The following is a 23,768-nucleotide window of genomic DNA, read 5'->3' as shown; positions in this document are numbered from 1 at the left end:
CCCGTCGTCGCCTTGGTGGGCCATTACCCCACCAACAAGCTGATAGGCCGCGGGCTCATCCTTCACCGCCGGAGCTTTCAACTCCCGCCCATGCAGGCAGGAGTATTATCCGGTATTAGACCCCGTTTCCAGGGCTTGTCCCAGAGTGAAGGGCAGATTGCCCACGTGTTACTCACCCGTTCGCCACTAATCCACCCCGAAGGGCTTCATCGTTCGACTTGCATGTGTTAAGCACGCCGCCAGCGTTCGTCCTGAGCCAGGATCAAACTCTCCATGAATGTTTACCGGTAATCCGGTGCACACCACGAAAGAGCGGGCCAGTCTTGGTCGGAATATGACCGACTGACCACAACGTCCTCGCTGTGTTGTTGCCTGCCAGTACCCGAAGGCCCGACAGGTCTTTTTCAAAGGAACCTCATCCACCGGAGTGGACGGGGTATCAACTTCTGGCGTTGATTTTTGGCACGCTGTTGAGTTCTCAAGGAACGGACGCTTCCTTTGTACTCACCCTCTCGGGCTTTCCTCCGGGCTTTCGTTCTTGCGATTCAGACTCTATCAGAGTCTTTCTCGCTTGCTTTCCAGGTCCTGCGCTTTCGCACTTTCCCTTTCCGGCGGTTCCGACTCTATCAGACTCTTTTCCTTGTCGTTTCCGACTCGGTTTCGAATTCCGATGGCCTTCGGGGGGCCTTTCCCTTTCGGGTGGACCAGACTTTATCAGGTTTCCCTGAGTGCTGATCGCCACCCACTCGCACACGGCAACGGGCACACGTGTGTGCCCGGGTCCTCGCGGGGTGGAGACGCAAACGTACTGGAGCGGGGCCCCCGGACGCAAATCCGGTTGCCCCGCTCCAGTGAGGTCGCTGCGTACGCCGGGGCGTACGCCGAGGTCAGACCTCGACCACGACCGGGAGGATCATCGGGCGGCGGCGGTAGCTGTCCGACACCCACTTGCCCATGGTCCGGCGGATGAGCTGCTGGATCTGGTGCGGTTCCGCGACGCCGTCGGCCGCGGCGCGGGCGATGGCTTCCTCGATCTTCGCGCTGACCGGTCCGAAGGCCGAGTCCTCGATGCCGGAGCCGCGGGCCTGGATGTTCGGGCCCGTGACGACCTTGCCCGTGGTGCTGTCGACCACGACGTAGACCGAGATGATGCCCTCGTCGCCGAGGATGCGGCGGTCCTTGAGGGAGGCCTCGGTGACGTCGCCGACCGACAGGCCGTCCACGTACACGTAGCCGGCCTGGACCTTGCCGGAGATGCGGGCCTTGCCGTCGATCAGGTCGACGACCACGCCGTCCTCGGCGATGACGATGCGGTCCTTGGGAACGCCCGTCATGGCACCGAGCTCGGCGTTGGCGCGCAGGTGGCGCCATTCACCGTGGACCGGCATCAGGTTCTTCGGCTTGCAGATGTTGTAGAAGTACAGCAGCTCGCCGGCGGAGGCGTGGCCCGAGACGTGCACCTTGGCGTTGCCCTTGTGCACGACGTTGGCGCCCCAGCGCGTCAGGCCGTTGATCACGCGGTAGACCGCGTTCTCGTTGCCCGGGATCAGGGACGACGCCAGGATCACGGTGTCGCCGGGGACGATCCGGATCTGGTGGTCGCGGTTCGCCATGCGGGACAGGGCCGCCATCGGCTCGCCCTGGGAGCCCGTGCAGACGAGCACGACCTCGTCGTCCGGCAGGTCGTCGAGGGTCTTGACGTCGACGATCAGGCCGGCCGGCACCCGCAGGTAGCCCAGGTCACGGGCGATGCCCATGTTGCGGACCATGGAGCGGCCGACGAAGGCGACGCGGCGGCCGTACTCGTGGGCGGCGTCGAGGATCTGCTGGATGCGGTGCACGTGGCTCGCGAAGGAGGCCACGATGATCCGCTTCTGGGCACCCGCGAAGACGCCGCGGATGGCGTTGGAGATGTCGCGCTCCGGCGGGACGAAGCCCGGGACCTCGGCGTTCGTCGAGTCCGAGAGGAGGAGGTCGATGCCCTCCTCGCTCAGACGCGCGAAGGCGTGCAGGTCGGTGAGGCGGTTGTCCAGCGGGAGCTGGTCCATCTTGAAGTCGCCGGTGGCGACGACGAGACCCGCGTCCGTGCGGATGGCGACGGCCAGCGCGTCCGGGATGGAGTGGTTGACGGCGATGAACTCGCAGTCGAAGGGGCCCAGGTTCTCGCGCTCGCCCTCCTTCACCTCGAGGGTGTAGGGGCGGATGCGGTGCTCCTGGAGCTTCGCCTCGATGAGGGCGAGGGTCAGCTTGGAGCCGATCAGCGGGATGTCCGGCTTCTCGCGGAGGAGGTACGGGACGGCGCCGATGTGGTCCTCGTGGCCGTGGGTGAGGACGATGCCCTCGATGTCGTCGAGGCGGTCCCGGATGGACGTGAAGTCCGGCAGGATCAGGTCGATGCCCGGCTGCTCCTCCTCGGGGAAGAGCACGCCGCAGTCGACGATCAGCAGACGACCGTCGAACTCGAAGACGGTCATGTTGCGGCCGATCTCGCCGAGGCCGCCCAGCGGGGTGACCCGGAGGCCGCCCTTGGGGAGCTTCGGCGGCGGGCCCAGTTCAGGGTGCGGATGGCTCAAAGGTTCTCCTTCACCACGCGCGCCACGTACCTCTCGGGCACGTGGCGCGCATGTCATTCGTGCACTTGCTTTCGTCTGTTTCGTTCTTGCTTATTCAGTTGTGAAGTCTGTTGTCAGAGCTGTACCCCGCCCGCGGCAAGATCGATCTTGAGCTGGGCCGTCTCTTCGTCGGTCAGGCCGATGAGGGGGAGGCGCAGCGGGCCGGCGGGCAGGCCCTGGAGGGACAGGGCCTTCTTGGTGGTCATCACGCCCTGGGTGCGGAACATGCCCGTGAAGACCGGGAGCAGCTTCTGGTGGATCTCGGTGGCCTTCTGGACGTCGCCGCCGACGTGGGCCTCCAGCATCGCGCGCAGCTCGGGGGTCACGACGTGGCTGACGACGGAGACGAAGCCGACGGCGCCGACCGACAGGAGCGGCAGGTTCAGCATGTCGTCGCCGGAGTACCAGGCCAGGCCGCTCTGGGCGATGGCCCAGCTGGCCCGGCCGAGGTCGCCCTTGGCGTCCTTGTTGGCCACGATGCGGGGGTGCTCGGCCAGCCTGACCAGGGTCTCCGTGTTGATCGGGACACCGCTGCGGCCGGGGATGTCGTAGAGCATGACCGGCAGCTCGGTGGCGTCGGCGATGGCCGTGAAGTGCTGGAAGAGGCCTTCCTGCGGCGGCTTGCTGTAGTAGGGCGTCACGGCGAGGAGGCCGTGGGCTCCGGTGCGCTCGGCCTGGCGGGCGAGCTCCAGGGTGTGCCGGGTGTCGTTGGTGCCGATGCCGGCGACGACGTGGGCGCGGTCGCCGACCGCTTCGAGTACGGCTCGTACGAGGTCGTTTTTCTCCGCGTCGGTGGTGGTGGGCGACTCACCGGTGGTGCCGTTGATGATCAGGCCGTCGTTGCCTGCGTCCACCAGGTGGACGGCGAGACGCTGCGCGCCGTCGAGGTCAAGTGCGCCATCAGCCGTGAACGGCGTGATCATGGCGGTGAGGACCCGCCCGAAGGGGGTCTGCGGAGTCGAGATCGGAGCCATGGGTAACACGCTACTCGCTGCCATGCTCGCGTTGTCCCCTCGGGGGACGTCAACAGGCGGTGCCGCCCGGCGGGAGCCGGGGGGTGTTGGATCCCGGCACTGCCTGCTCGGGGGTTCAAGCAGTGCCGGGTCCGTTTGATCAGCCTAGATGAACTTTACGAAACGTCGCAATACGGACACTTGGGACTTACCTCCGTACATGCGTACGCCACGCGTGCATCAGCCCTTACGGGGCAACGCGACCACCACCGCCGGGGGCCACCGGGCGGGCGGCACGGGTTCCGCCCGTCGCTGCTCCATCCTCCCGCCGGACGCCCCCGCCTCCCGCCGGGGCGCCGGCGGGCGCGGCGCAGGCGCGGCACGCTCGGGACCGCGTCGACGCACGCACCGGGCGCCATGAATTTTGCTTAATGTCCCGAATTCCGGCACCGATTGGGCCGTTCGTTCGTCTGTCCAGGAGAGAGCACACCATCCGTCAGAACCCGGGCCCAGGGCCCCGACCGTGAGGAGAGCCGCCACTGTGTTTCGCCGGCGCGAACCCGTCCCCTTCGCCTTCGTCGCCGAGGCCGACCGTTTCCGAAGCAACGTCACTCCGCCGCCACGCGAGAGTCTGAGCGTCGCCCAGATCACCGCCCGTAGTCTGGTCGGACTGACCGTGGTGGCGGGGCTGGTGGGCTCGCTGCTCTTCGGCATACCCGCACTGCAGCCGTACCAGGCGTCCGACCGGCCCGCGGGGACGGCGCAGCAATCGGGGGAGTCCGGGGGGCGGTAGCCTCTCGGACACAGCCCAACCGAACATGCACGTGAGTGAGGTCCTGCCGTGCCCCTGCCCTTCTTGACGGCCGACGGCGTCTTCGACGCACACGAGGACGAAGCCCTCCCCCATGTGGACCCCGAGCGCTGGCGGCGCCCCTACCGGCCCGGCCCCTGGCGGGTCGCCGGTGCGTCGGTACTGCTGCTGCTCGCCGCCTTCATGCTGCTGGCCACGGTGATCATCGCCTTCGCGGGCACCTGGACGGGCGCGGGCATCGCCCTGGCCGCCTCGCTCACCGTCGTCGGCTCCGCGCTGCGGATCCTGCGCTCGGGCGTGTGGGTGAGCCCCTCCGGCCTGCGCCGGGTCGGCTTCTTCGGGACCCGCTCGGTCTCCTGGAGCCAGGTCGAGAAGGTGCGCACGGTCCAGCAGCCGGTGCGCTGGCTGGGACTGCCGCGGACCGTGCAGGGGCAGGCGCTGACGGTTTCCGCGCGCGGCAGGGAGGAGCAGGTGCTGCTGACCGACCACAGCGCCGACTTCCTGGCCCGCGGCGAGGCCTTCGACCGGGCGGTCGGCCGGGTGGAGGCGTGGGCCGAGGAGTACCGGGGCGTGCCCGCCTGACGGCGGCACGACGGCACGCCGGCACGACGGCACGAGGGCCCGTACGGGGATCGTCCTGTACGGGCCCTTCCGTTTGCCTGTCCGGACGGCTAGGCGCGTGCCTGGTGCAGGGCGATGGCCCGCTGCATGGCCTTGCGGGCCCGCGGGGTGTCGCGGGCGTCGTGGTAGGCGACGGCAAGGCGGAACCAGGTGCGCCAGTCCCCCGGTGCGTCCTCGGTCTCCGCCTTGCGGCGTGCGAAGACCTCGTCGGCGGAGTCCCGCAGGATCCGGCCGTACGGGTCCCGTTCCAGCTCGTCGACGGGCAGGCCGCCCTCGGCCTCCAGCTCCGATGCGAGCTGGTTGGCCCGGGTGACGAAGCGGGTGTTCATCCAGAGGAACCAGATGCCGATGACCGGCAGGATGAGCACCGCCGCACCGAAGGTGACGGTGAGCCAGGTGCCCTGCTGGATCAGCAGCAGGCCCCGGCTGCCGACCAGGACGAAGTAGACGACCAGGACGGCGGCCGTGACGAGGTAGGTGATCTTCGCGCGCATGGGTGTTACTGCCTCATCAGCCGAGGTCGAGGAAGTTTTCCAGGCCGAAGGTGAGGCCCGGGGTCTGCGTCACGCGGCGGGCGCCGAGCAGGATGCCCGGCATGAAGCTGCTGTGGTGCAGGGAGTCGTGACGGATGGTCAGGGTCTCGCCCTCGCCGCCGAGCAGTACCTCCTGGTGGGCCAGCAGGCCGCGCAGGCGGATGGCGTGCACGGGGACGCCGTCGACGTCGGCGCCGCGGGCGCCGTCGAGGGCCGTGGCGGTGGCGTCGGGCTGGGCGCCGAGGCCGGCCTGGGCGCGGGCGGCCGCGATGAGCTGGGCCGTGCGGGTCGCGGTGCCGGAGGGGGCGTCGACCTTCTTCGGGTGGTGCAGCTCGACGACCTCGACGGACTCGAAGTAGCGCGCGGCCTGGGCGGCGAACTTCATGGTGAGGACGGCGCCGATGGAGAAGTTCGGGGCGATGAGGACGCCGGTCTCCGGGGAGGCGGCGAGCCAGGTGTCGAGCTGGGCGAGGCGGTCCTCGTTCCAGCCGGTGGTGCCGACCACGGCGTGGATGCCGTGGCCCACGAGGAAGTCCAGGTTCCCCATGACCGAGTCGGGGGTGGTCAGCTCGACGGCGACCTGGGCTCCCGCCTCGGTCACCTGCTCCAGCTTGTCGCCCCGTCCGAGGGCCGCCACCAGCTCCATGTCCTCGGCGGCCTCGACCGCCTTGACCGCCTCGGAGCCGATGCGGCCCCGGGCGCCGAGGACTGCCACGCGCAGCTTGCTCATTGTTGCTTCCTTAGGGTGCGTGCGTACGGGTCTAGGCGACCGCTTCGTCGAGCCGGGCGGCCTGCTTCTCCTTGAGCGGGCCGATGACCGCCAGCGAGGGCCGCTGCGCCAGTACATCCTGGGCGACCGCGCGGACGTCGTCCGGGGTCACCGAGGCGATGCGGGCCAGCATGTCGTCGACGGACATCTGGTCGCCCCAGCACAGCTCGCTCTTGCCGATGCGGTTCATGATCGCGCCGGTGTCCTCCAGGCCGAGGACGGTGGAGCCGGAGAGCTGGCCGACGGCGCGCCGGATCTCCTCGTCGGTGAGGCCTTCGGAGGCGACGGTGTCGAGCTCCTGCCGGCAGATCCGCAGGACGTCGTGGACCTGGCTGGGCCGGCAGCCGGCGTAGACGCCGAAGAGGCCGGTGTCGGCGAAGCCGGAGGTGTACGAGTACACGCTGTAGGCCAGGCCGCGCTTCTCGCGGACCTCCTGGAAGAGCCGGGAGGACATGCCGCCCCCGAGGGCGGTGTTCAGGACGCCGAGGGCCCAGCGGCGCTCGTCGGTGCGGGCCAGGCCCGGCATGCCGAGGACCACGTGGGCCTGCTCGGTCTTGCGGTTGACCAGGTCGACGCGGCCGGCGGTGCGGATGCGCTTGGTGCCGGTGCGCGGGCCGAGCGGCACGGCGTCGGTCTGCTTCAGGGCGCCGGCCTTCTCGAAGGCCGCGCGGACCTGGCGTACGACCTTGTTGTGGTCGACGTTGCCGGCGGCGGCGACGACCAGGTGGGTCGGGTCGTAGTGCTTCTTCCAGAAGCGGCGGATCCGGTCGGCGCCGAGGGCGTTGATGGTGTCGACGGTGCCGAGGACGGGGCGGCCGAGCGGCGAGTCCCCGTACATGGTCTGGGCGAACAGGTCGTGGACCATGTCGCCCGGGTCGTCCTCGGTCATCGCGATCTCTTCGAGGATGACCCCGCGCTCGGCGTCGACGTCCTCCTCGCGGATCAGCGAGCCGGTGAGCATGTCGCAGACCACGTCGATGGCCAGCGGCAGGTCCGTGTCGAGCACCCGGGCGTAGTAGCAGGTGTACTCCTTCGCCGTGAAGGCGTTCATCTCGCCGCCGACCGCGTCGATCGCGGAGGAGATGTCGAGGGCGGTGCGCTGGGCGGTGCCCTTGAAGAGGAGGTGCTCCAGGTAGTGGGTGGCGCCGTTGAGCGCGGGTGTCTCGTCGCGCGAGCCCACGTTGGCCCAGATGCCGAAGGTGGCGGAGCGGACGGAGGGCAGCGTCTCGGTGACGATGCGCAGTCCGCCGGGCAGGACCGTGCGCCGGACGGTGCCGATGCCGCTGCGGCCCTTGAGGAGTGTTTGGGTACGGGCGACGGCCCGCCCCTCGGAGGAGGGGCGGGCCGTCACACGGGAACTACGCGACGTCACTTGTCGGAGTCGTCCTTGTCGGCCTCAGCGGCTTCTTCGCCCTCGATCACGGGGACGAGGGAGAGCTTGCCGCGCTGGTCGATCTCGGCGATCTCGACCTGCACCTTGGTGCCGACCGCGAGCACGTCCTCGACGTTCTCCACGCGCTTGCCGCCGGCGAGCTTGCGGATCTGCGAGATGTGCAGCAGGCCGTCCTTGCCGGGCATGAGGGAGACGAAGGCACCGAAGGTGGTGGTCTTGACGACCGTACCCAGGTAGCGCTCGCCGACCTCCGGCATGGTCGGGTTGGCGATCGCGTTGATCGTGGAGCGGGCGGCCTCGGCGGCCGGGCCGTCGGCGGCACCGATGTAGATGGTGCCGTCGTCCTCGATCGTGATCTCGGCGCCGGTGTCCTCCTGGATCTGGTTGATCATCTTGCCCTTGGGGCCGATGACCTCGCCGATCTTGTCCACGGGGATCTTGACGGTGATGATCCGCGGGGCGTTGGGGGACATCTCGTCCGGCGTGTCGATCGCTTCCATCATCACGTCGAGGATGTGGAGGCGGGCGTCGCGGGCCTGGGTCAGGGCCGCGGCCAGGACGGAGGCGGGGATGCCGTCCAGCTTGGTGTCGAGCTGGAGGGCGGTGACGAACTCCTTGGTGCCGGCGACCTTGAAGTCCATGTCGCCGAAGGCGTCCTCCGCACCGAGGATGTCGGTGAGGGCGACGTAGTGCGTCTTGCCGTCGATCTCCTGGGAGATCAGGCCCATGGCGATGCCGGCGACGGGGGCCTTGAGGGGCACACCGGCGTTCAGCAGCGACATGGTGGAGGCGCAGACCGAGCCCATGGACGTCGAGCCGTTGGAGCCGAGGGCCTCGGACACCTGGCGGATCGCGTAGGGGAACTCCTCGCGGGTCGGCAGGACCGGCACGATCGCGCGCTCGGCGAGCGCGCCGTGGCCGATCTCGCGGCGCTTCGGGGAGCCGACGCGGCCGGTCTCGCCGACGGAGTACGGCGGGAAGTTGTAGTTGTGCATGTAGCGCTTGCGGGTCACCGGGGAGAGGGTGTCCAGCTGCTGCTCCATGCGGAGCATGTTGAGGGTGGTGACGCCCAGGATCTGGGTCTCGCCACGCTCGAACAGCGCCGAGCCGTGCACGCGCGGGATGGCCTCGACCTCGGCGGCCAGGGTGCGGATGTCGGTCAGGCCACGGCCGTCGATGCGGACCTTGTCCTTGATGACGCGCTCGCGCACCAGGGCCTTGGTCAGGCTGCGGTAGGCGGCGGAGATCTCCTTCTCGCGGCCCTCGAAGGCCGGGAGGAGCTTCTCGGCGGCGATCTCCTTGACGCGGTCCAGCTCGGCCTCGCGGTCCTGCTTGCCCGCGATGGTCAGCGCCTGGGCCAGCTCGCCGCGGACGGCCTGCTCCAGGGCGGCGTAGACGTCCTGCTCGTAGTCGAGGAAGACCGGGAACTCGCCCTCGGGCTTGGCGGCCTTGGCGGCCAGGTCGGCCTGGGCCTTGCACAGGACCTTGATGAACGGCTTCGCGGCCTCGAGGCCGGCGGCCACGATCTCCTCGGTCGGCGCCTCGGCGCCGCCCTTGACCAGGGCGATGGTCTGCTCGGTGGCCTCGGCCTCGACCATCATGATCGCGACGTCGCCGTCCTCCAGGGCGCGGCCCGCGACGACCATGTCGAAGACGGCGTCCTCGAGCTCGGTGTGCGTCGGGAAGGCGACCCACTGGCCCTTGATCAGCGCGACGCGGACGCCGCCGATCGGGCCGGAGAAGGGCAGGCCGGCCAGCTGGGTGGACGCGGACGCGGCGTTGATCGCGATGACGTCGTACAGGTGGTCCGGGTTGAGCGCCATGACGGTGGCGACGACCTGGATCTCGTTGCGCAGGCCCTTCTTGAAGGAGGGGCGCAGCGGGCGGTCGATCAGGCGGCAGGTGAGGATCGCGTCCTCGGAGGGGCGGCCCTCGCGGCGGAAGAAGGAGCCGGGGATCTTGCCGGCGGCGTACTGGCGCTCCTCGACGTCCACCGTCAGGGGGAAGAAGTCGAGCTGGTCCTTGGGCTTCTTCGACGCGGTGGTCGCGGAGAGGACCATCGTGTCGTCGTCCAGGTAGGCAACGGCGGAGCCGGCGGCCTGGCGGGCGAGGCGGCCCGTCTCGAAGCGGATGGTGCGGGTGCCGAAGGAGCCGTTGTCGATGACGGCCTCGGCGTAGTGGGTCTCGTTCTCCACTAGCGTTTTCTCCATTTTCGTCGTCTCCGTCCGCCACCCGTGTGGTGGTGGACGGTTGCGGAGAAGCGCTCCTGGCGTGCGGGCCGGTCTTCGATCGAAGCACCCGGGTCTCGGCCCCTCCGACGGGGCTTTCCGGATGCCACTACCGAGGACCGGCGGCGTAGGGAGGGCGCTCCTCCTCTTCGGTTGTGCGCTGTGTCCCAGACTACAAAGCGTCCGGTACGTCGCGCACGTACAGCAAAGGGAGCGGCCCCATCGGTGTGGGAACCGCTCCCTTCACAGTGTGCTTACTTGGCGCCGGCCGCACCGCGGCGGATGCCGAGGCGCTCGACCAGCGTACGGAAGCGCTGGATGTCCTTCTTGGCCAGGTACTGCAGCAGGCGGCGGCGCTGGCCGACCAGGATCAGCAGACCGCGACGGGAGTGGTGGTCGTGCTTGTGGGTCTTGAGGTGCTCGGTCAGGTCCGAGATGCGGCGGGACAGCATCGCGACCTGGACCTCGGGAGAGCCGGTGTCGCCCTCCTTGGCACCGAACTCGGCGATGATCTGCTTCTTCGTAGCGGCGTCGAGCGGCACGCTTACTCCTCGTTTGGTCTTCGTGGCCACCGAGTGCCCCAGGTCGAATTCGCTGGGGAGCTTCCGTAACTCGGGAGGCGAGGTCCGCTGGGCGCTGTCTCCAGAGGTCTCCGGGGACGCGTACACAAACGGCCGTCACACAGCGTACCAGGCTGCCGGGTCGCGACGTCTCAGCTGGTGAGAGAGCGGGCGCGGCCGTACACGTCGAGCACGGCCAGGGCCAGCGGGACCAGGCTGAGCAGGACCGCGGCCTCGGTGAGGTCGAGCAGCCTTCCCCAGAAGGGTGACAGGCCCTTGCGGGGGATGACAAGCGAGATTCCCGCGAGGAGGGCGGCTCCGGCGGCGACGGCGGCCGAGAGCCAGACCGTACGTTCGAACGCCAGGTCGACCGGCGTGCGCAGGGCGAGCCCCAGGACCAGCAGGCCGACGGCGGCCAGCCCGGCGGCCAGGGCGCAGACCACCTGGGAGGTGTAGCGGAAGAGGCGGGCGCGCAGCAGCATCGCCAGGCCGGTGGCCAGGGCCAGCAGGCGGCCCCAGGTGCTGTCGGAGAAGCCGAGGACGGCGGCGGCGCCGACGGCGACCGCGGCGCACCCCCCGACGAGGCCGAGCAGCATCTCGTGCCCCCGCCCGGGCCTGGGCGGCGATGGCCTCGGCGTCGAGCGGGGCGGCCTGCTGGTCGGCGCCGCCCTGGTCGGCGTACGGGTCGGCGTCGTAGCGGTCCGGGGCCTCGTATCCGGGGGCCGCGCTCCGCGGGGCGGCGTACCCGATGGGCAGCCGGGCGAAGCGGGCGGACAGGGCGGGGAGGAAGGCGACGAGTCCGATGGCGACGGGGGCGCACACGGCTGCGGTGGCCGTGGCGGAGGCGTCGGCGGCGATGGCGCCGAAGGAGGCCAGGGTCCCGGTGGCCGCCAGGAAGGTGGCGGCGACGAAGGGGGCGTCCCCGTCCGGGGTGAGGGCGACCAGGGCGACGGAGGCGACCAGGACGCAGGCGCAGCCGAGCAGGAACTGCAGCCGCCCGGGTCCCTGGCCGGCGCCGGCGGCGACGGTCCCGGAGCCGGCGATCAGCAGGTGCGGCAGGGCGCCGAGGCCGAGGGCGACGGCGGAGCCGCGGTCGCGGTAGACGCGGGCGCGCACCCCGGCGGCGGCGGTGAGGAGCAGGCCGACGGCCCCGGCGATGATCCCGGGGAGGCCGTGCGTGTCGTGCCGGACGGGGTCGGCGTACCAGAGGACGAAGCCGAGCAGGACGAGCAGCACCGCCGCGCCGGACAGGCCCGCCCCGCGCAGCATGTCGTCGCTCCAGCGGTGCCGGTCGCGGACGACGGCGGAGGCGACGGCGTCGGAGACGTCGTCGAAGACGGCCGGCGGCAGGGACTCGGCGAAGGGCCGCAGGCTGAGCACCTCGCCGTCCAGGACCTGCTGGGCGGCGAGGGTGCGGGCTCCGTCGAGGACGGCGCCGGAGCGGCGGACCAGGTGGAAGCCGGTGGGGGCGCCGACGGGCTGGGTCTGGCCGGTGAGGCGCAGCAGTTCGGGGTAGACGTCGGCGACGGCGATGTCCTCGGGGAGGGCGACGTCGATACGGCTGTCCGGTGCCACGACGGTGACCCTGCAGAAACCGGTCGCCTCGGCCGTACTCACCTGTGTGACCCCCTGGTTGGCACCGAACCGTCGCGGCGGCGGTCGGTTCGCGGACGCGCATGGCGCGGGCGTCACCCTACCCGGAGGGCGTCCGGCCGCCGGCAAGTAGGATCACCGTTCGCGTCGGGCGCGGGGTGCGGGAGTGCCCCCCGGGGCCCGGGACTTGGGGGCGCCGGCCGCGACGTCCCGCCAGTTTTCGAGGGATTGATGCTCCGGTGAGCCAGATCGTCGTCAAACGCCCGCCGCGGTCCCTGCCGCCCGAGGTCCCTTCGGACGATCTGAGGCTGGAGGCTCCGCCGGAACTGCCGCGGGGGCAGCAGGAGGGCATGCTGATGCAGCTCCTGCCGATGCTGGGCATGGGCTCCTCGGTGGTCTTCTTCTTCATGCCGGGCTCGGCGCCGTTCATGCGGATCATGGGCGTGCTGATGCTGGCGTCGACGGTGGGCATGGTCATCGCCCAGCTGGTGCGCCACCGGCGCGGTACGCAGGGTCAGATGGCCGACGTGCGGCGGGACTACCTCAAGTACCTCGCGCAGACGCGCCGCCAGGTGCGGCGCACCGCGCGGGCGCAGCGCGACGCGCAGCTGTACCTGCACCCGGCGCCCGAGCAGCTGTGGTCGGTGGTGGCGGAGGGTTCGCGGCTGTGGGAGCGGCGGGTCGGCGACGCGGACTTCGGGCAGGCCCGGCTGGGGCTGGGCGCGCAGCGGCTCGCGACCGCGCTGGTGGCTCCGGACACGGCGCCGGTGGACGAGCTGGAGCCGCTGGCGGCGGGGGCGATGCAGCGGTTCCTGAAGGTGCACTCCTCGCTGGACGGGCTGCCGGTGGCGGTGTCGATCCGGGCGTTCTACCACGTGACGGTGTCCGGGGAGGCGGAGTCGGCGCGGGGTGCGGCGCGGGCCGTGGTGGCGCAGCTGGCGACGCTGCACTCCCCCGAGGACCTGGTGGTGGCGGTGGTGGCCGCGCCGGGGGCGGTGCCTTCGTGGGACTGGGTGAAGTGGCTGCCGCACACGCAGGTGCCGGGGCAGGTCGACGGGGCCGGTACGAAGCGGCTGTTCGGCGACGACCTGGGCGATCTGGAAGGGCTGCTGGGGTCCCGGTTGGAGGGCCGGCCGCGGTTCAGCCGGGAGGTGTCGCCGGTGCTGGACCAGCCGCACCTGGTGGTGGTGCTGGACGGCGGGCTGGTGCCGCCGGACTCGGTGTTCGCGGCGGCCGAGGGGCTGCAGGGCGTCACCATCGTCGAGGTGGTCGCGGGCGAGCTGGACGAACCGCGCGGCGGGCTGTCGGTGGTGGTGGGGCCGGGCCGGCTGCGGCTGGAGTCGGGCGCCGGGGTCGTGTACGAGGGCGTCCCGGACTCCTTGTCGCTGCCGGCGGCGGAGGCGCTGGCCCGGCAGCTGGCGCCGCTGCGCACGGGCGGCGGGGACGACGACGAGCCGCTGCTGGCGAACCTGGACTTCACCGACCTGCTGAACCTGGGCGACGCGGCTTCGGTCGACGTGTCCCGCACCTGGCGGCCGCGGTCGGCGGGCGAGCGGCTGCGGGTGCCGATCGGGGTGGGCGAGGACGGCGCGCCGGTGATGCTGGACCTGAAGGAGGCCGCGCAGGAGGGCATGGGCCCGCACGGGCTGTGCGTGGGCGCGACGGGTTCGGGCAAGTCGGAGCTGCTGCGCACGCTGGTGCTGGGGCTGGCGGTGACGCACACCTCGGAGACGCTGAACTTCGTCCTCGCCGACTTCAAGGGCGGTGCCACGTTCACCGGCATGGGTCAGATGCCGCACGTCGCGGCGGTGATCACCAACCTGGCGGACGACCTGACGCTCGTGGACCGGATGGGCGACTCGATCCGCGGCGAGCTCCAGCGGCGGCAGGAGCTGCTGCGTTCGGCGGGCAACTACGCGAACATCCACGACTACGAGAAGGCGCGCGCGGCGGGCGCCCCGCTGGAGCCGCTGGCCTCGCTGGTGCTGGTCATCGACGAGTTCTCGGAGCTGCTGACCGCGAAGCCCGACTTCATCGACATGTTCATCCAGATCGGCCGGATCGGCCGTTCGCTGGGCGTGCACCTGCTGCTGGCCTCGCAGCGGCTGGAGGAGGGCAAGCTGCGCGGCCTGGACACGTACCTGTCGTACCGGATCGGTCTGCGCACCTTCTCGGCGTCGGAGTCGCGGACGGCGCTCGGCGTGCCGGACGCGTACCACCTGCCGTCGGTGCCCGGTTCGGGCTACCTGAAGTTCGGCACGGACGAGATGGTCCGCTTCAAGGCGGCGTACGTGTCGGGCGTCTACCGCTCGGGCGGGCCGGACCTGTCGGCGGGGCCGTTCCCGGTGGAGCGCCGCCCGGCGCTGTTCACGGCGGCCCCGGTGCCGGTGGTGTACGCGGCGCCGGACCCGGCGCTCGCGGCGGAGCGGCCGGCGCGGGAGGACGACGCGCTCGCGGACACGGTGCTCGACGTGATCGTGGGGCGGCTGGAGGGGCAGGGCGTTCCGGCGCACCAGGTGTGGCTGCCGCCGCTGGACCGGGCACCGTCCCTGGACCAGTTGCTGCCGGCCCTGGCTCCGTCGGCGGAGCGCGGGCTGCACGCGGAGGGGTACACGCGGCCGGGCGGGCTGGTGGTGCCGCTCGGGCTGATCGACAAGCCCTTCGAGCAGCGGCGCGAGGTGCTCTACCGGGACTTCTCGGGTGCGGCGGGCCACATGATGGTGGTGGGCGGTCCGCAGTCGGGCAAGTCGACGCTGGTGCGGACGCTGATCTGCGCGTTCGCGCTGACGCACACCCCGCGCGAGGTGCAGTTCTACGGGCTGGACTTCGGCGGCGGCGCGCTGTCCTCGGTGGCGGAGCTGCCGCACGTGGGCGGGATCGCCTCCCGGCTGGATCCGGAGCGGGTGCGGCGCACGGTCGCGGAGGTGGCGGGGATCCTGGCCCGCCGCGAGGAGTTCTTCCGGGCGAACGGCATCGATTCCATCGGCACGTACCGGCGCAGGCGGGCGGCGGGCGAGCTGCCGGGCGAGGCGTGGGGTGACGTGTTCCTGGTCGTCGACGGCTGGGGCGGGTTCCGCGGCGAGTACGAGGGCCTGGAGCCGGTGGTCACGGACGTCGCGGCCCGGGGGCTCGGCTACGGCATCCACGTGGTGGTCACGGCGGCCCGCTACATGGAGGTGCGGTCGGCGCTGAAGGACCAGCTGCTGAGCCGGCTGGAGCTGCGGCTCGGCGACGTGATGGACTCCGAGTTCGACCGGCGGGTGGCGGCGAACGTGCCGACGGGCATGCCGGGGCGCGGCCAGGTGCCGGAGAAGCTGCACTTCCTGGGGGCGCTGCCGCGGATCGACGGGTCGCACGACGCGGAGAGCCTCTCGGAGGGGACGCGCGAGTTCGCGGCGGCGGTGCGTTCGGGCTGGTCGGGCCCGTCCGCTCCCGGGGTGCGGCTGCTGCCGCGGCTGCTGCACGCGGACCGGCTGCCCAAGGGCGGGGAGTTCCCGGAGCGCGGGATCGCGATCGGCATCGACGAGACGGCCCTGGAGCCGGTGTTCGTGGACTTCGAGAGCGACCCCTTCTTCCTGGTGTTCGGCGAGAGCGAGTCGGGCAAGACGAACCTGCTGCGGCTGATCGCGCAGCAGATCGCCCAGCGCTACCGCCCGGACCAGGCCAAGCTGGTCGTCGGCGACTACCGACGCGGGCTGCTGGGGGCGCTGCCGGAGGAGCACCTGCTGGAGTACGCGCCGATGGCGAGCTCCCTGCAGATGCACATGGAGGCGCTGGTCGGGGTGTTCTCGCGCAGGCAGCCGCCGGCGGACGTGACCCCGCAGCAGCTGCGGGACCGCAGCTGGTGGACGGGTCCGGACGTGTTCATCGTGATCGACGACTACGACCTGGTCGCCACGAGCCAGGGCAACCCGCTGGCGCAGCTGGTGGAGTTCCTGCCGTTCGCCCGGGACACCGGGGTCCGCTTCGTCATCGCGCGGAGCTCGGCGGGTGCCTCGCGGGCGATGTACGAACCGTTCATGCAGCGGATCAAGGAGCTGGGCGCGCAGGGCGTCGTCCTGTCGGGCGACCCCTCCGAGGGAGATCTGCTCGGCACCGTCCGCTCCCGGCCGATGCCCCCGGGCCGCGGCCACTACGTGTCGCGCCGGCGTGGTACCTCGCTGGTCCAGCTGGGCCGGATGCCGGGCCTGTAGGGGGCCGGGGGGCGGCTCCTGCGGTCATCGGGGGAAACGGGTCCCCCGGCGGCCGCGTTCCGCCGATAATCGGCAGCGAAGACCGAGCAGCACCGCACGACCGACGGGAAGGGCCGCGCATGGGCACCCAGCAGGAGAAGGACGAGCTGTACGCGCTCGACATCAGCGACGTCGAGTGGCAGGGGCCGCCCGGGACCAGCCCGGACGAGGAGCGGGTGGAGATCGCCAAGCTGCCCGAGGGCGCGGTGGCGATGCGGTCCTCCCTGGACCGCGACACGGTGCTGCGCTACACGGCGGCCGAGTGGGAGGCGTTCGTGCTCGGGGCCCGGGACGGGGAGTTCGACCTCACCTGAGGCTCCCCGCGGGGGCCTGGGTACGGCGAAGGGGGCGCGCCCTGTGCGGGTGCGCCCCCTTCGGCATGCCGGGCGGGCTCAGAAGGCCTCGGTGAACAGGCGCGAGGCCTTCACGTCGGTGGCGCGGTAGTCGCCCTTGCCGCGCTCGATGAGCCGGGCGACGCCCTCCAGCTGCTTCTGCATGTGGTCGGCGCGGCCGTGGTACTTCTTCTGGAGGTCGACGTACGCGAGGTGCGCCTCGCCGTCCCAGGTGTCGGTGACGACCTTCACGGCCGCCTCCATCTCCTCCAGGTCCTTGAGGATGTTCCTGGAGACGACGCGGATGCGGTCCGCCATCTGCTGGACGCTTTCGTACCGTACCCGGGTGTGGCCGTCCTGGTTGCCTGCCATGTCCTTCTCCTTCGGGGCTGGGGTGTGCTGGGGCGGCGCGGACGTCAGAGGTATTCGAGGCCCGAGCGGGCACCGCCGCCGGCGGCCGCGGCGGAGCCCCGGTTGATCACGCCGAACGCCGAGTGCACGTCCGCGTCCTGCGCGTTGGTGAGGTTCTTCGTCTGCGCGACGGCGTTGTGCAGGACCTTGAGCAGGCGGCGGATCTCGTCGTGGTCGAGGTTGAGGTCCGACTGGGCCTTCTTGAAGCCGTCGGCGCCGACGCCGGTCCAGCCCGCGTGCACGGTTTCGAGGATGTCGGCCAGCTCACGGGCCTGGGTGCTGACGGCGCCGGCCGTCTCGGAGATCTTGTTGGCCGCCTTGACGACCGGATCGTCCGCGAGTCCGAAATTGTTCGTCATCCGAAGCTCCTCACTTCTCAATTCCCCGGCAGAACCGGCGGATTGCAGGGCGGAGCGGCTTCCGGTCGCGGCAATTCGAGCCACGCACACCGGACTTCCCCCTCCGCTCCACACGGATCCCCGATCACAGTCGTGAAGCCTGGCGCCACTCTAGTCAGTTCGGTTGACCCGCCCAACACCGGTCGCCCGGACCTGTGGACGAACCGTGACCGTTCACTGCGAACGGGCCCGGCGGCCGCGGCGCGCGTCGCGGACGACGGTCGCGGTCCCGGCGACGGCGGCGATGAGCACGCCCCCGATCCCGAGCGCGTACGTGCCGATCCGCTGGTCGCGCTCCTGCGCGGTCTCCGACATCGGGACGGCCGCGGCCTGCGGGGCGGCCGCCGGGGGCGGGCCCGGGTCCGGGACGGGGGGCCTGGGCGTCCCGTCGTCCTGGGTGACCGCCCGCACCGGGTCCACGACGCCCCATCCGACGTAGTCGTCACGGCCCTTGACGGAGCGCTCGGCGGTGTTCTGGATCTGCCAGACCACCTCCTGCGGGGTCCACTGCGGGTGCTCGGCGACCAGCAGTGCGGCGACCCCGGCGACGTAGGGCGCGGAGAAGCTGGTGCCGTTGTCGATGCACTGGCCGAAGCCGGGGACGGTGGAGACCATGTCGACGCCGGGGGCGGCGACCCCGATGAAGTCCCCGGGCTGGGAGAAGGGGGCCCGTTCGTTGTTGCGGTCGGAGGAGGCGACGGCGAGGACCCCGGGGAAGGCCGCCGGGTAGGTCCGGTGCTTCTGCCCGCTCAGTCCGTCGTTGCCCGCCGAGGCCACGACGACGGCCTTGGCGGCGAGGGCCCGCTGGACGGCCTTGCCCAGTTCGGAGTCCGGGGTCAGCGGGGCGTCGGTGTCCTGGGAGATGTTGATGACGCGGGCGCCCTTGGCGACGGCGTGGTCGACGGCCTGGGCGAGGGTGGCGACCGCGTTGCCGGTGGCCTGTCCGTCGTTCTGCCGGATGGGGATGACCGTGGCCTCGGGGGCGAGGCCGACGAAGCCGGTGCCCTGCTGGGGGCGGGCCGCGATCAGCCCGGCGACCTTGGTGCCGTGCCCGACGGTGTCGTTGGTGCCGTCACCGCCCTTGGGGTCGATGAAGTCGCGTCCGGCACCGGTGTCGAGGGCGCCCGCGAGCTGCGGGTTGGCGCGGTCCACGCCGGTGTCGATGACGGCGACCCGCACCCCCTTGCCCTTGGTGCGGGCCCACAGCGCGTCCAGCATGACCCGCTGGAGGGCCCAGGGCCGGTCGGCGATCTGCTTCTTCATGGGGAAGGTGCACTCGCCCGCCCCGTCCAGGGCGAAGGCGTACGGGGACTGCGGCGCGGGCGCCGTGCCGCCGGGGGCGGCCAGGGCGAGGGCGGCGGCCGCCAGGGCGGCGCGGGAGGACCGGGACACGGCCGGCGTCCTCACGAGCCCTGCGGCTGTCGGGCCGAGTTGGTGTCCAGTCGGGGTCCCTTGGAGAGGAACTCCGACCAGGCGATCGGCACCGGGGCGGGCACGATCCCGCCGTAGCCGAGCCGCACCTGCGCCTGGCTGGGCTCGGGCCGGCCGTCGCCGGCGGCGGCGTCCTGCGCCTGCTTCCCCGCGGCGCCGATCCCCGACTGCTCGGCGTCGCTGTCGCCGTTGGCCTGGACCGCGTACCGCAGGCCGGTGTCGGTCACCAGGAACAGGGCGCCGGCCCCGCCGCTCTGGCGGCCCTGGACCTGGGTGTAGAGCAGGCCCGTGCCGGGGGTGACGTAGGAGCTGGTGCCGCTGGCGGTGATGTCGACGGGGAAGCCGGTGCCGGCCCAGGTGCTCAGCGTCTGTCCGCCCTGGCCGTCGACGGAGCGCAGGACGCTGCACACGGTGTCGCGGCGTTCGCCGCCGTTCGCGGCGCCCGGGGTGTCCGCGACCCGGTTGACCTGCATGCCGCGCCGGCGGGGCCACTTGGTGTCCTCCTTGAAGGGAGGGGCGTTCGGGTCCAGGGACTTCAGGCCGGTCTCACGGGCCTTGCCGTGCATGCCGAGTGCCTCACTGGCGGGCGAGTGGATCAGCAGCCAGGCGACGAACTCCGAGACGGGTGCGATCCGGTCGGGCAGTACGACGTAGTACTGCGTGCCGGAGCCGGTCTGCGCGGTCAGCACCATGCCCACCCTGCCGTCGGCGCCGCCCGGGACCGCGGCGCTCGCCCCGGGCGTGCCGGGCAGCTGCGGGAAGGCCAGGTCGTCGCCGGGGTTGAGGGTGGCCAGCCACTCCTCGGTCACGGGCTGCGGGGTGGCGCCGGTGCCGACCAGGGCCGTCGTCAGGGTCCCGGAGTCCGGGCGCCCCTCGGGGAAGCGGTACTTCGTGCCGGCCGAGTCGACGAGGAAGCGCTCCTTGGCGCCGCCGGTGCTCTGGACGTACAGCACCTGGGTGTCGGTGGTCCGGTTCCCGTCGTCCAGCAGGCCCGCCTCCCGGTCGGCGAGGACGAAGGCCGCGGTCTGCACGCCCCGGTTGTTGCCGCCGGGCTGCTGGCAGACGGCCCAGCGCTTGGCCCTGGCGGCTTCGGCCTTGGCGGGGAGCCGGTCGGGGGCGTAGGGGATGCCGATGATGGGGCCGCGCGGGGGCTTGCCCGCGTCCAGCACCTTGTCCTCGACCTGGACGACCTTCGACTTGCGCGGGTCCAGCAGCAGTCGCGCCGAGGCCAGGTTCAGCACCGGGTGCAGCCGGGTCTGGTCCTTGCCGTTCACCTTCGTGGTCAGGACCACGTACCGGGTCGTCGACTGCTTGCCGACGACGACCATGGCACCGGGCTCGTCCCACCCCTTGGGGGCCTGCGGCCGGAACATCCCCCAGGCGCCGAAGCCCGCGACGATGAGCGCGCCGGTCACCACCCCGGGCAGGACCGCGCGCAGCGGACGCGGGGCGCCCTCCTCGGTCCCGGTGGCGGAGGGCTGGAGGAACGCGGCCACCGTGCGCCGCTTCGCGAAGGTGTACGCGTTGAGCTCATCACGCCGTGATGCCATACCGCCTGCTTCTCCCCGCACGGCCCGGTCGGTGGGGCCGCTCCCCGGGCCTTGGTTGTCGGACCGGGGACCTACTATGCCTCTTGACGAAGGGTCGGCTGGTGCCGGGTGCCCGGGGCGGCGGTCCGGCGCCCGCCGGATCCCTCCGGACCGGGGTATTCAGGGCTGTTGGGGTGGATGGGGAGATTCCGGTGTCGTGCGGCCGTGGCCGCGCGGCAGCGGGACTCCCCCGCCGGGCAGGCGAGTTGGGGAGGTGCGCGAGTGAGTGCCAGCGCGACGGCGCCGCGGGCTGCCGCGGCCGCACCCGTACGCGGCGGGGTCACGCCGCATCCGAGGTCGGGCCCGGGCCGCTTCGGCCCGTTCCGACTGCAACAGCTCGTGCTCCTCCAGCTCGCGGCCGCCGCGCTGCTCGTGGCCTGGGTGGTGGACCCGCTGCTGCTGGTGCCCGCGGGCGTCCTGGCGGTGGTGCTGGCCCTGCTGGCCCTCGTCCGCCGCCACCAGCGCTCGCTGCCCGAGTGGATCGGCGGTGTGCTCGCCCTGCGCGCCAGGCGGCGCAGGGCCGCCGCCCTCACCGTGCCGGCGGGCACCGAGCCGGGGCTCGCGCCGCTGGTCGAGGCCGATCCGGCGCTGCGCACCACGGCCTTCGGCGACCGCGACCGGCGGCCCGTCGGACTGGTCGGCGACGGGACGTTCCTGACGGCGGTGGTCCAGGTCGACGCGGACGCCACCGCGCTGCGGCCCGACCGCGCGGAGCGGCCGCTGCCGCTGTCCCTGATCCGGGACGTCCTCGAAGTGGACGGCATCCGGCTGGAGTCGGCGCAGCTGGTGCAGCACACCCAGCCCGCGCCCGCCCCGCACCTGCCGGCCCGGTCGACGGCCGCGCTCAACTACGCGCCCCTGCAGGCCCGTACGGGCACCCCGGCGGTGCGGCTGACGTGGATCGCGCTCAAGCTCGACCCGGAGCTGTGCCCGGAGGCGGTCGCCGCGCGCGGCGGCGGCCTCGCGGGGGCGCAGCGCTGCGTGGTGCGGGTGGCGGACCAGCTGGCCGGCCGGCTGGCCGGGGCCGGGTTCCGGGCCGCCGTGCTCACCGAGCCGGAGCTGACGGGCGCGCTGGCCACCTCCTCGTGCGCCAACCCGATGGCGATCACCCAGGCGGGGCGGTCGGCGAGCACTGGCCGGCGCACGGAGGAGACCGCCCGGACCTGGCGCTGCGACGACCGGCGCCACACCACCTACTGGATAGGCCGCTGGCCCCGGCTGGGCGGGGCGGGGGCCGGGCTGCCGCAGTTCGTGGCGCTGCTCACGTCGCTGCCGGCGCTGGCGACCAACTTCAGCCTGACGATGGCCCCGGCGGAGCGGCAGGGCGTGACCCTGACCGGGTACGTACGGGTCACCGGGCGCAGCGACGAGGAACTCGTGGCGGCCCGGCGGGAGCTGGAGCGGACCGCGCGGGGCGTACGGGCCGGGCTGGTACGGCTCGACCGGGAACAGGTGCCGGGGCTGCTGGCCTCGCTGCCGCTGGGAGGGGCGCGATGAGGGGTTCGGCTCCGCTCCGGGGCGGTTTCGGGCTGATCGGACCGCGCCGGGAGCGGCACGTGGTGCAGGCGGCTGACCTGGACGCGCTGGCGCTGCCCGTCGGGGACGACGGGGTCGTCATCGGCGTGGACGCCGAGGGGCGGTCGGCGGTGCTCGGCGTGAACCGGCCCACGCCGTACGAGGTCACGCTGATCGGCGGCCTGTGGACGGCCCAGGTGCTGGCCCTGCGCACGGCCGCGACCGGGGCCCGGGTGGCGGTGGAGACCGGGCGCGCGCCCGTGTGGTCCGGGCTGGCCCGGGCGGCCGGCGGCGGGCAGCAGTGCGTGACGCTGCACGACGTGGGCCGGGTCCCGCCGCAGGGCGCCTCGGCGGGGAGCCCGGTGCTGGTGGTCCGGGACTGCGGGATGCGGCCGCCGCGCGGGCGGGTGGTGGCGGGCCCGTGGCAGTCGGTGCTGACCCTGCTGCCGTACCTGAGCCCGTCCGCGCCCCGGCTGCTGCGGAACTCGGCGCTGGTGGGGGTGCAGCGGGTGTCACCGGACGAGGCGGAGCAGGTCGGCGCGCTGATGCGGCTGCCGAGGGCGGCGGTCGAGGCGCTGCCGACGCTGGGGGACGGGGTGACGCTGTGGTGCACGCCGCGGGACCGGAAGTTCGTGATGACGCAGGGGACGGAAGCGGAGACGGGGCTGCTGGGAGCGGCTCGGCGCATCGACTGACGGCCGGTCCGCGGGACGTGCGGGATGACGGTTGCTCAGGGCCGGGGCGGCCTGTAGGCAGGAGTGCGGGGGCGCGACCTCGGGGGCTTTCGGGCGCGGGGCGCGATTAGGCTGAGCGCGGGCGCGGCGTCGAGGTGGGCGCCGACCGGTGTTCGACAGACCAGGAGGACCAGTGAGCGGCGATCGGAACGAGAGGCGCGGCGGGACGTGGGACGTCCCGACGGACGATCAGTCCGACGCGGAGCCCGATGTGACGGGCGAGTTCACCATCGACTACACCCCGCCGGCCTGGTACACCCAGGGCGCGCCCGCGCAGGCCGCGCCGGTGCCGGGGCTGCCCGGGCTGCCCGAGGGCAGCGGCTTCGAACCCCACCGCCCGGCGGACGTGGTCTCGCCGCCGACGATGCGGATCGCCCCGGCGCAGGCCGATGCCCCGACCGCCCCGCTCCCGGCCCCTTCTCCGGCTCCGGCTCCGGCTCCGGCTCCGGCTCCGGCTCCGGCTCCGGCTCCGGCTCCGGCCGCAACCCCGGGCCCGCCGCCCGGGTTCCCGGCCCAGGGCGAAGCCTCGGGGCAGGGGCCCGCGTTCCCGGCCCAGGGCGAAGCCTCGGGGCAGGGGCCCGCCTTCCCGGCCGGTCCGGCCTTCCCGGCCCAGGGTGAAACCCCGGCCGCCGCCGGGCTCCCCGCGCCAGGGGCCGACGCCCCGAACGATCGCGCCGCTTACGCCGCCCAGGACGAAGCCGCGGCTGCGGCCGCGCTGGGTGCCGAGGCCCGGGACGGAGCCGCCGCATCGGGGGCCGGGGGCCCGGGCGGGCAGGACCGTGCCCCGGCCGCGCAGGGGGCCGAGGTCCCGGCGTCGGGTCAGGGCCAGGGCCCGGCGGTCACCGGGGCTGAGGGTTCCGCGGCGGAGGGTGACGTACCGGGACGGGAGGCCGAGGCGTTGCCGGCCCTGCCCGGTGGGACCCCGGCGGGGTTCGCCGCCGCGTCCGCGCAGGCGGAGCCCGCGGCGCCGTTCGTGGTGCCCACCGTGGCGCCCCTCTCCGTGCCCGCCTTCGCCGACGCCGTACCCCCGGGGTTCGCACCGGCCGCCGAGGA

The 23,768-nt window shown here is 72.4% G+C and carries 18 protein-coding genes and 1 pseudogene; 7 read left to right on the top strand and 12 right to left on the bottom strand.

What is annotated here, in order from left to right; all coding sequences use genetic code 11:
• Positions 1-887: 887 nt before the first annotated feature.
• Both SSNG_RS26160 and dapA read right to left on the bottom strand, forming a co-directional pair.
• A complete protein-coding gene (locus SSNG_RS26160) occupies positions 888-2,573 on the bottom strand; it encodes a ribonuclease J (protein ID WP_007266925.1) in 1,686 nt (561 codons plus the stop codon).
• A gap of 113 nt (positions 2,574-2,686) precedes the next feature.
• Positions 2,687-3,586 (bottom strand): 4-hydroxy-tetrahydrodipicolinate synthase, encoded by a 900-nt coding sequence (dapA, locus tag SSNG_RS26155; protein WP_007266924.1) that lies wholly within the window; start codon positions 3,584-3,586, stop codon positions 2,687-2,689.
• A 520-nt stretch (positions 3,587-4,106) separates the two neighbouring features.
• Here dapA and SSNG_RS26150 point away from each other — a divergent pair.
• Positions 4,107-4,358 carry a hypothetical protein gene (locus SSNG_RS26150; RefSeq protein ID WP_042801947.1) on the top strand — a complete coding sequence of 84 codons (252 nt, stop codon included), beginning with the start codon at positions 4,107-4,109 and terminating at the stop codon, positions 4,356-4,358.
• A gap of 48 nt (positions 4,359-4,406) precedes the next feature.
• The gene (locus tag SSNG_RS26145; protein ID WP_007266922.1) at positions 4,407-4,958 is read left to right on the top strand and encodes a PH domain-containing protein; all 552 of its coding nucleotides are present in this window, start codon (positions 4,407-4,409) and stop codon (positions 4,956-4,958) included.
• A gap of 89 nt (positions 4,959-5,047) precedes the next feature.
• Here SSNG_RS26145 and SSNG_RS26140 read toward each other — a convergent pair whose 3' ends face one another.
• The 6 genes and pseudogenes from SSNG_RS26140 to eccD all read right to left on the bottom strand — a co-directional run bounded on the left by SSNG_RS26140 (position 5,048) and on the right by eccD (position 12,097).
• The gene (locus SSNG_RS26140) at positions 5,048-5,491 is read right to left on the bottom strand and encodes a hypothetical protein (RefSeq protein WP_007266921.1); all 444 of its coding nucleotides are present in this window, start codon (positions 5,489-5,491) and stop codon (positions 5,048-5,050) included.
• 16 nt (positions 5,492-5,507) lie between these two features.
• Positions 5,508-6,260, bottom strand: a complete 753-nt coding sequence (dapB, locus tag SSNG_RS26135) for a 4-hydroxy-tetrahydrodipicolinate reductase (RefSeq protein ID WP_007266920.1) — start codon at positions 6,258-6,260, stop codon at positions 5,508-5,510.
• 31 nt (positions 6,261-6,291) lie between these two features.
• Positions 6,292-7,671 (bottom strand): pitrilysin family protein, encoded by a 1,380-nt coding sequence (locus SSNG_RS26130; RefSeq protein WP_007266919.1) that lies wholly within the window; start codon positions 7,669-7,671, stop codon positions 6,292-6,294.
• On the bottom strand, positions 7,668-9,902 hold the full coding sequence (locus tag SSNG_RS26125; RefSeq protein WP_128637156.1) for a polyribonucleotide nucleotidyltransferase: 2,235 nt from the start codon (positions 9,900-9,902) through the stop codon (positions 7,668-7,670). Before SSNG_RS26125 ends, SSNG_RS26130 begins: the two co-directional genes overlap by 4 nt.
• Positions 9,903-10,174: 272 nt before the next feature.
• Positions 10,175-10,462, bottom strand: a complete 288-nt coding sequence (gene rpsO / locus SSNG_RS26120) for a 30S ribosomal protein S15 (RefSeq protein ID WP_007266917.1) — start codon at positions 10,460-10,462, stop codon at positions 10,175-10,177.
• A 170-nt stretch (positions 10,463-10,632) separates the two neighbouring features.
• Positions 10,633-12,097, bottom strand: a pseudogene (gene eccD, locus SSNG_RS26115) (type VII secretion integral membrane protein EccD).
• 215 nt (positions 12,098-12,312) lie between these two features.
• Here eccD and SSNG_RS26110 point away from each other — a divergent pair.
• A complete protein-coding gene (locus SSNG_RS26110; RefSeq protein WP_007266915.1) occupies positions 12,313-16,266 on the top strand; it encodes a type VII secretion protein EccC in 3,954 nt (1,317 codons plus the stop codon).
• Between the two features lie 119 nt (positions 16,267-16,385).
• Positions 16,386-16,619, top strand: a complete 234-nt coding sequence (locus tag SSNG_RS26105; protein ID WP_007266914.1) for a DUF397 domain-containing protein — start codon at positions 16,386-16,388, stop codon at positions 16,617-16,619.
• 78 nt (positions 16,620-16,697) lie between these two features.
• Here the strand turns inward: SSNG_RS26105 and SSNG_RS26100 are convergent, their stop codons facing one another.
• From SSNG_RS26100 to eccB, 4 genes are all read right to left on the bottom strand, one after another.
• Entirely contained in the window at positions 16,698-17,009 is a 312-nt protein-coding gene (locus SSNG_RS26100) for a WXG100 family type VII secretion target (RefSeq protein ID WP_007266913.1), read from the bottom strand.
• 44 nt (positions 17,010-17,053) lie between these two features.
• Positions 17,054-17,407 (bottom strand): WXG100 family type VII secretion target, encoded by a 354-nt coding sequence (locus SSNG_RS26095; protein ID WP_042801944.1) that lies wholly within the window; start codon positions 17,405-17,407, stop codon positions 17,054-17,056.
• A gap of 213 nt (positions 17,408-17,620) precedes the next feature.
• The gene (gene mycP / locus SSNG_RS26090; RefSeq protein WP_241695263.1) at positions 17,621-18,709 is read right to left on the bottom strand and encodes a type VII secretion-associated serine protease mycosin; all 1,089 of its coding nucleotides are present in this window, start codon (positions 18,707-18,709) and stop codon (positions 17,621-17,623) included.
• A gap of 140 nt (positions 18,710-18,849) precedes the next feature.
• Positions 18,850-20,427, bottom strand: coding sequence for a type VII secretion protein EccB (gene eccB / locus SSNG_RS26085; RefSeq protein WP_007266910.1), 1,578 nt, complete (start codon positions 20,425-20,427; stop codon positions 18,850-18,852).
• A gap of 261 nt (positions 20,428-20,688) precedes the next feature.
• On the opposite strand from eccB, the gene eccE reads away from it, so the two are divergent.
• From eccE to SSNG_RS38145, 3 genes are all read left to right on the top strand, one after another.
• The gene (gene eccE, locus SSNG_RS26080) at positions 20,689-21,963 is read left to right on the top strand and encodes a type VII secretion protein EccE (protein ID WP_007266909.1); all 1,275 of its coding nucleotides are present in this window, start codon (positions 20,689-20,691) and stop codon (positions 21,961-21,963) included.
• A complete protein-coding gene (locus SSNG_RS26075) occupies positions 21,960-22,676 on the top strand; it encodes a hypothetical protein (RefSeq protein ID WP_007266908.1) in 717 nt (238 codons plus the stop codon). Before eccE ends, SSNG_RS26075 begins: the two co-directional genes overlap by 4 nt.
• Before the next feature lie 172 nt (positions 22,677-22,848).
• Positions 22,849-23,768 (top strand): SCO5717 family growth-regulating ATPase (locus tag SSNG_RS38145; protein WP_277752154.1); only part of this gene is annotated, 920 nt, incomplete at its 3' end.

The organism is Streptomyces sp. C, from assembly GCF_000158895.1.
In the GTDB taxonomy this organism is placed as follows: domain Bacteria; phylum Actinomycetota; class Actinomycetes; order Streptomycetales; family Streptomycetaceae; genus Streptomyces; species Streptomyces racemochromogenes.
The sequence above is the reverse complement of the archived record's forward strand: the minus strand, read 5'-3'. Positions and strand labels throughout refer to the sequence as shown.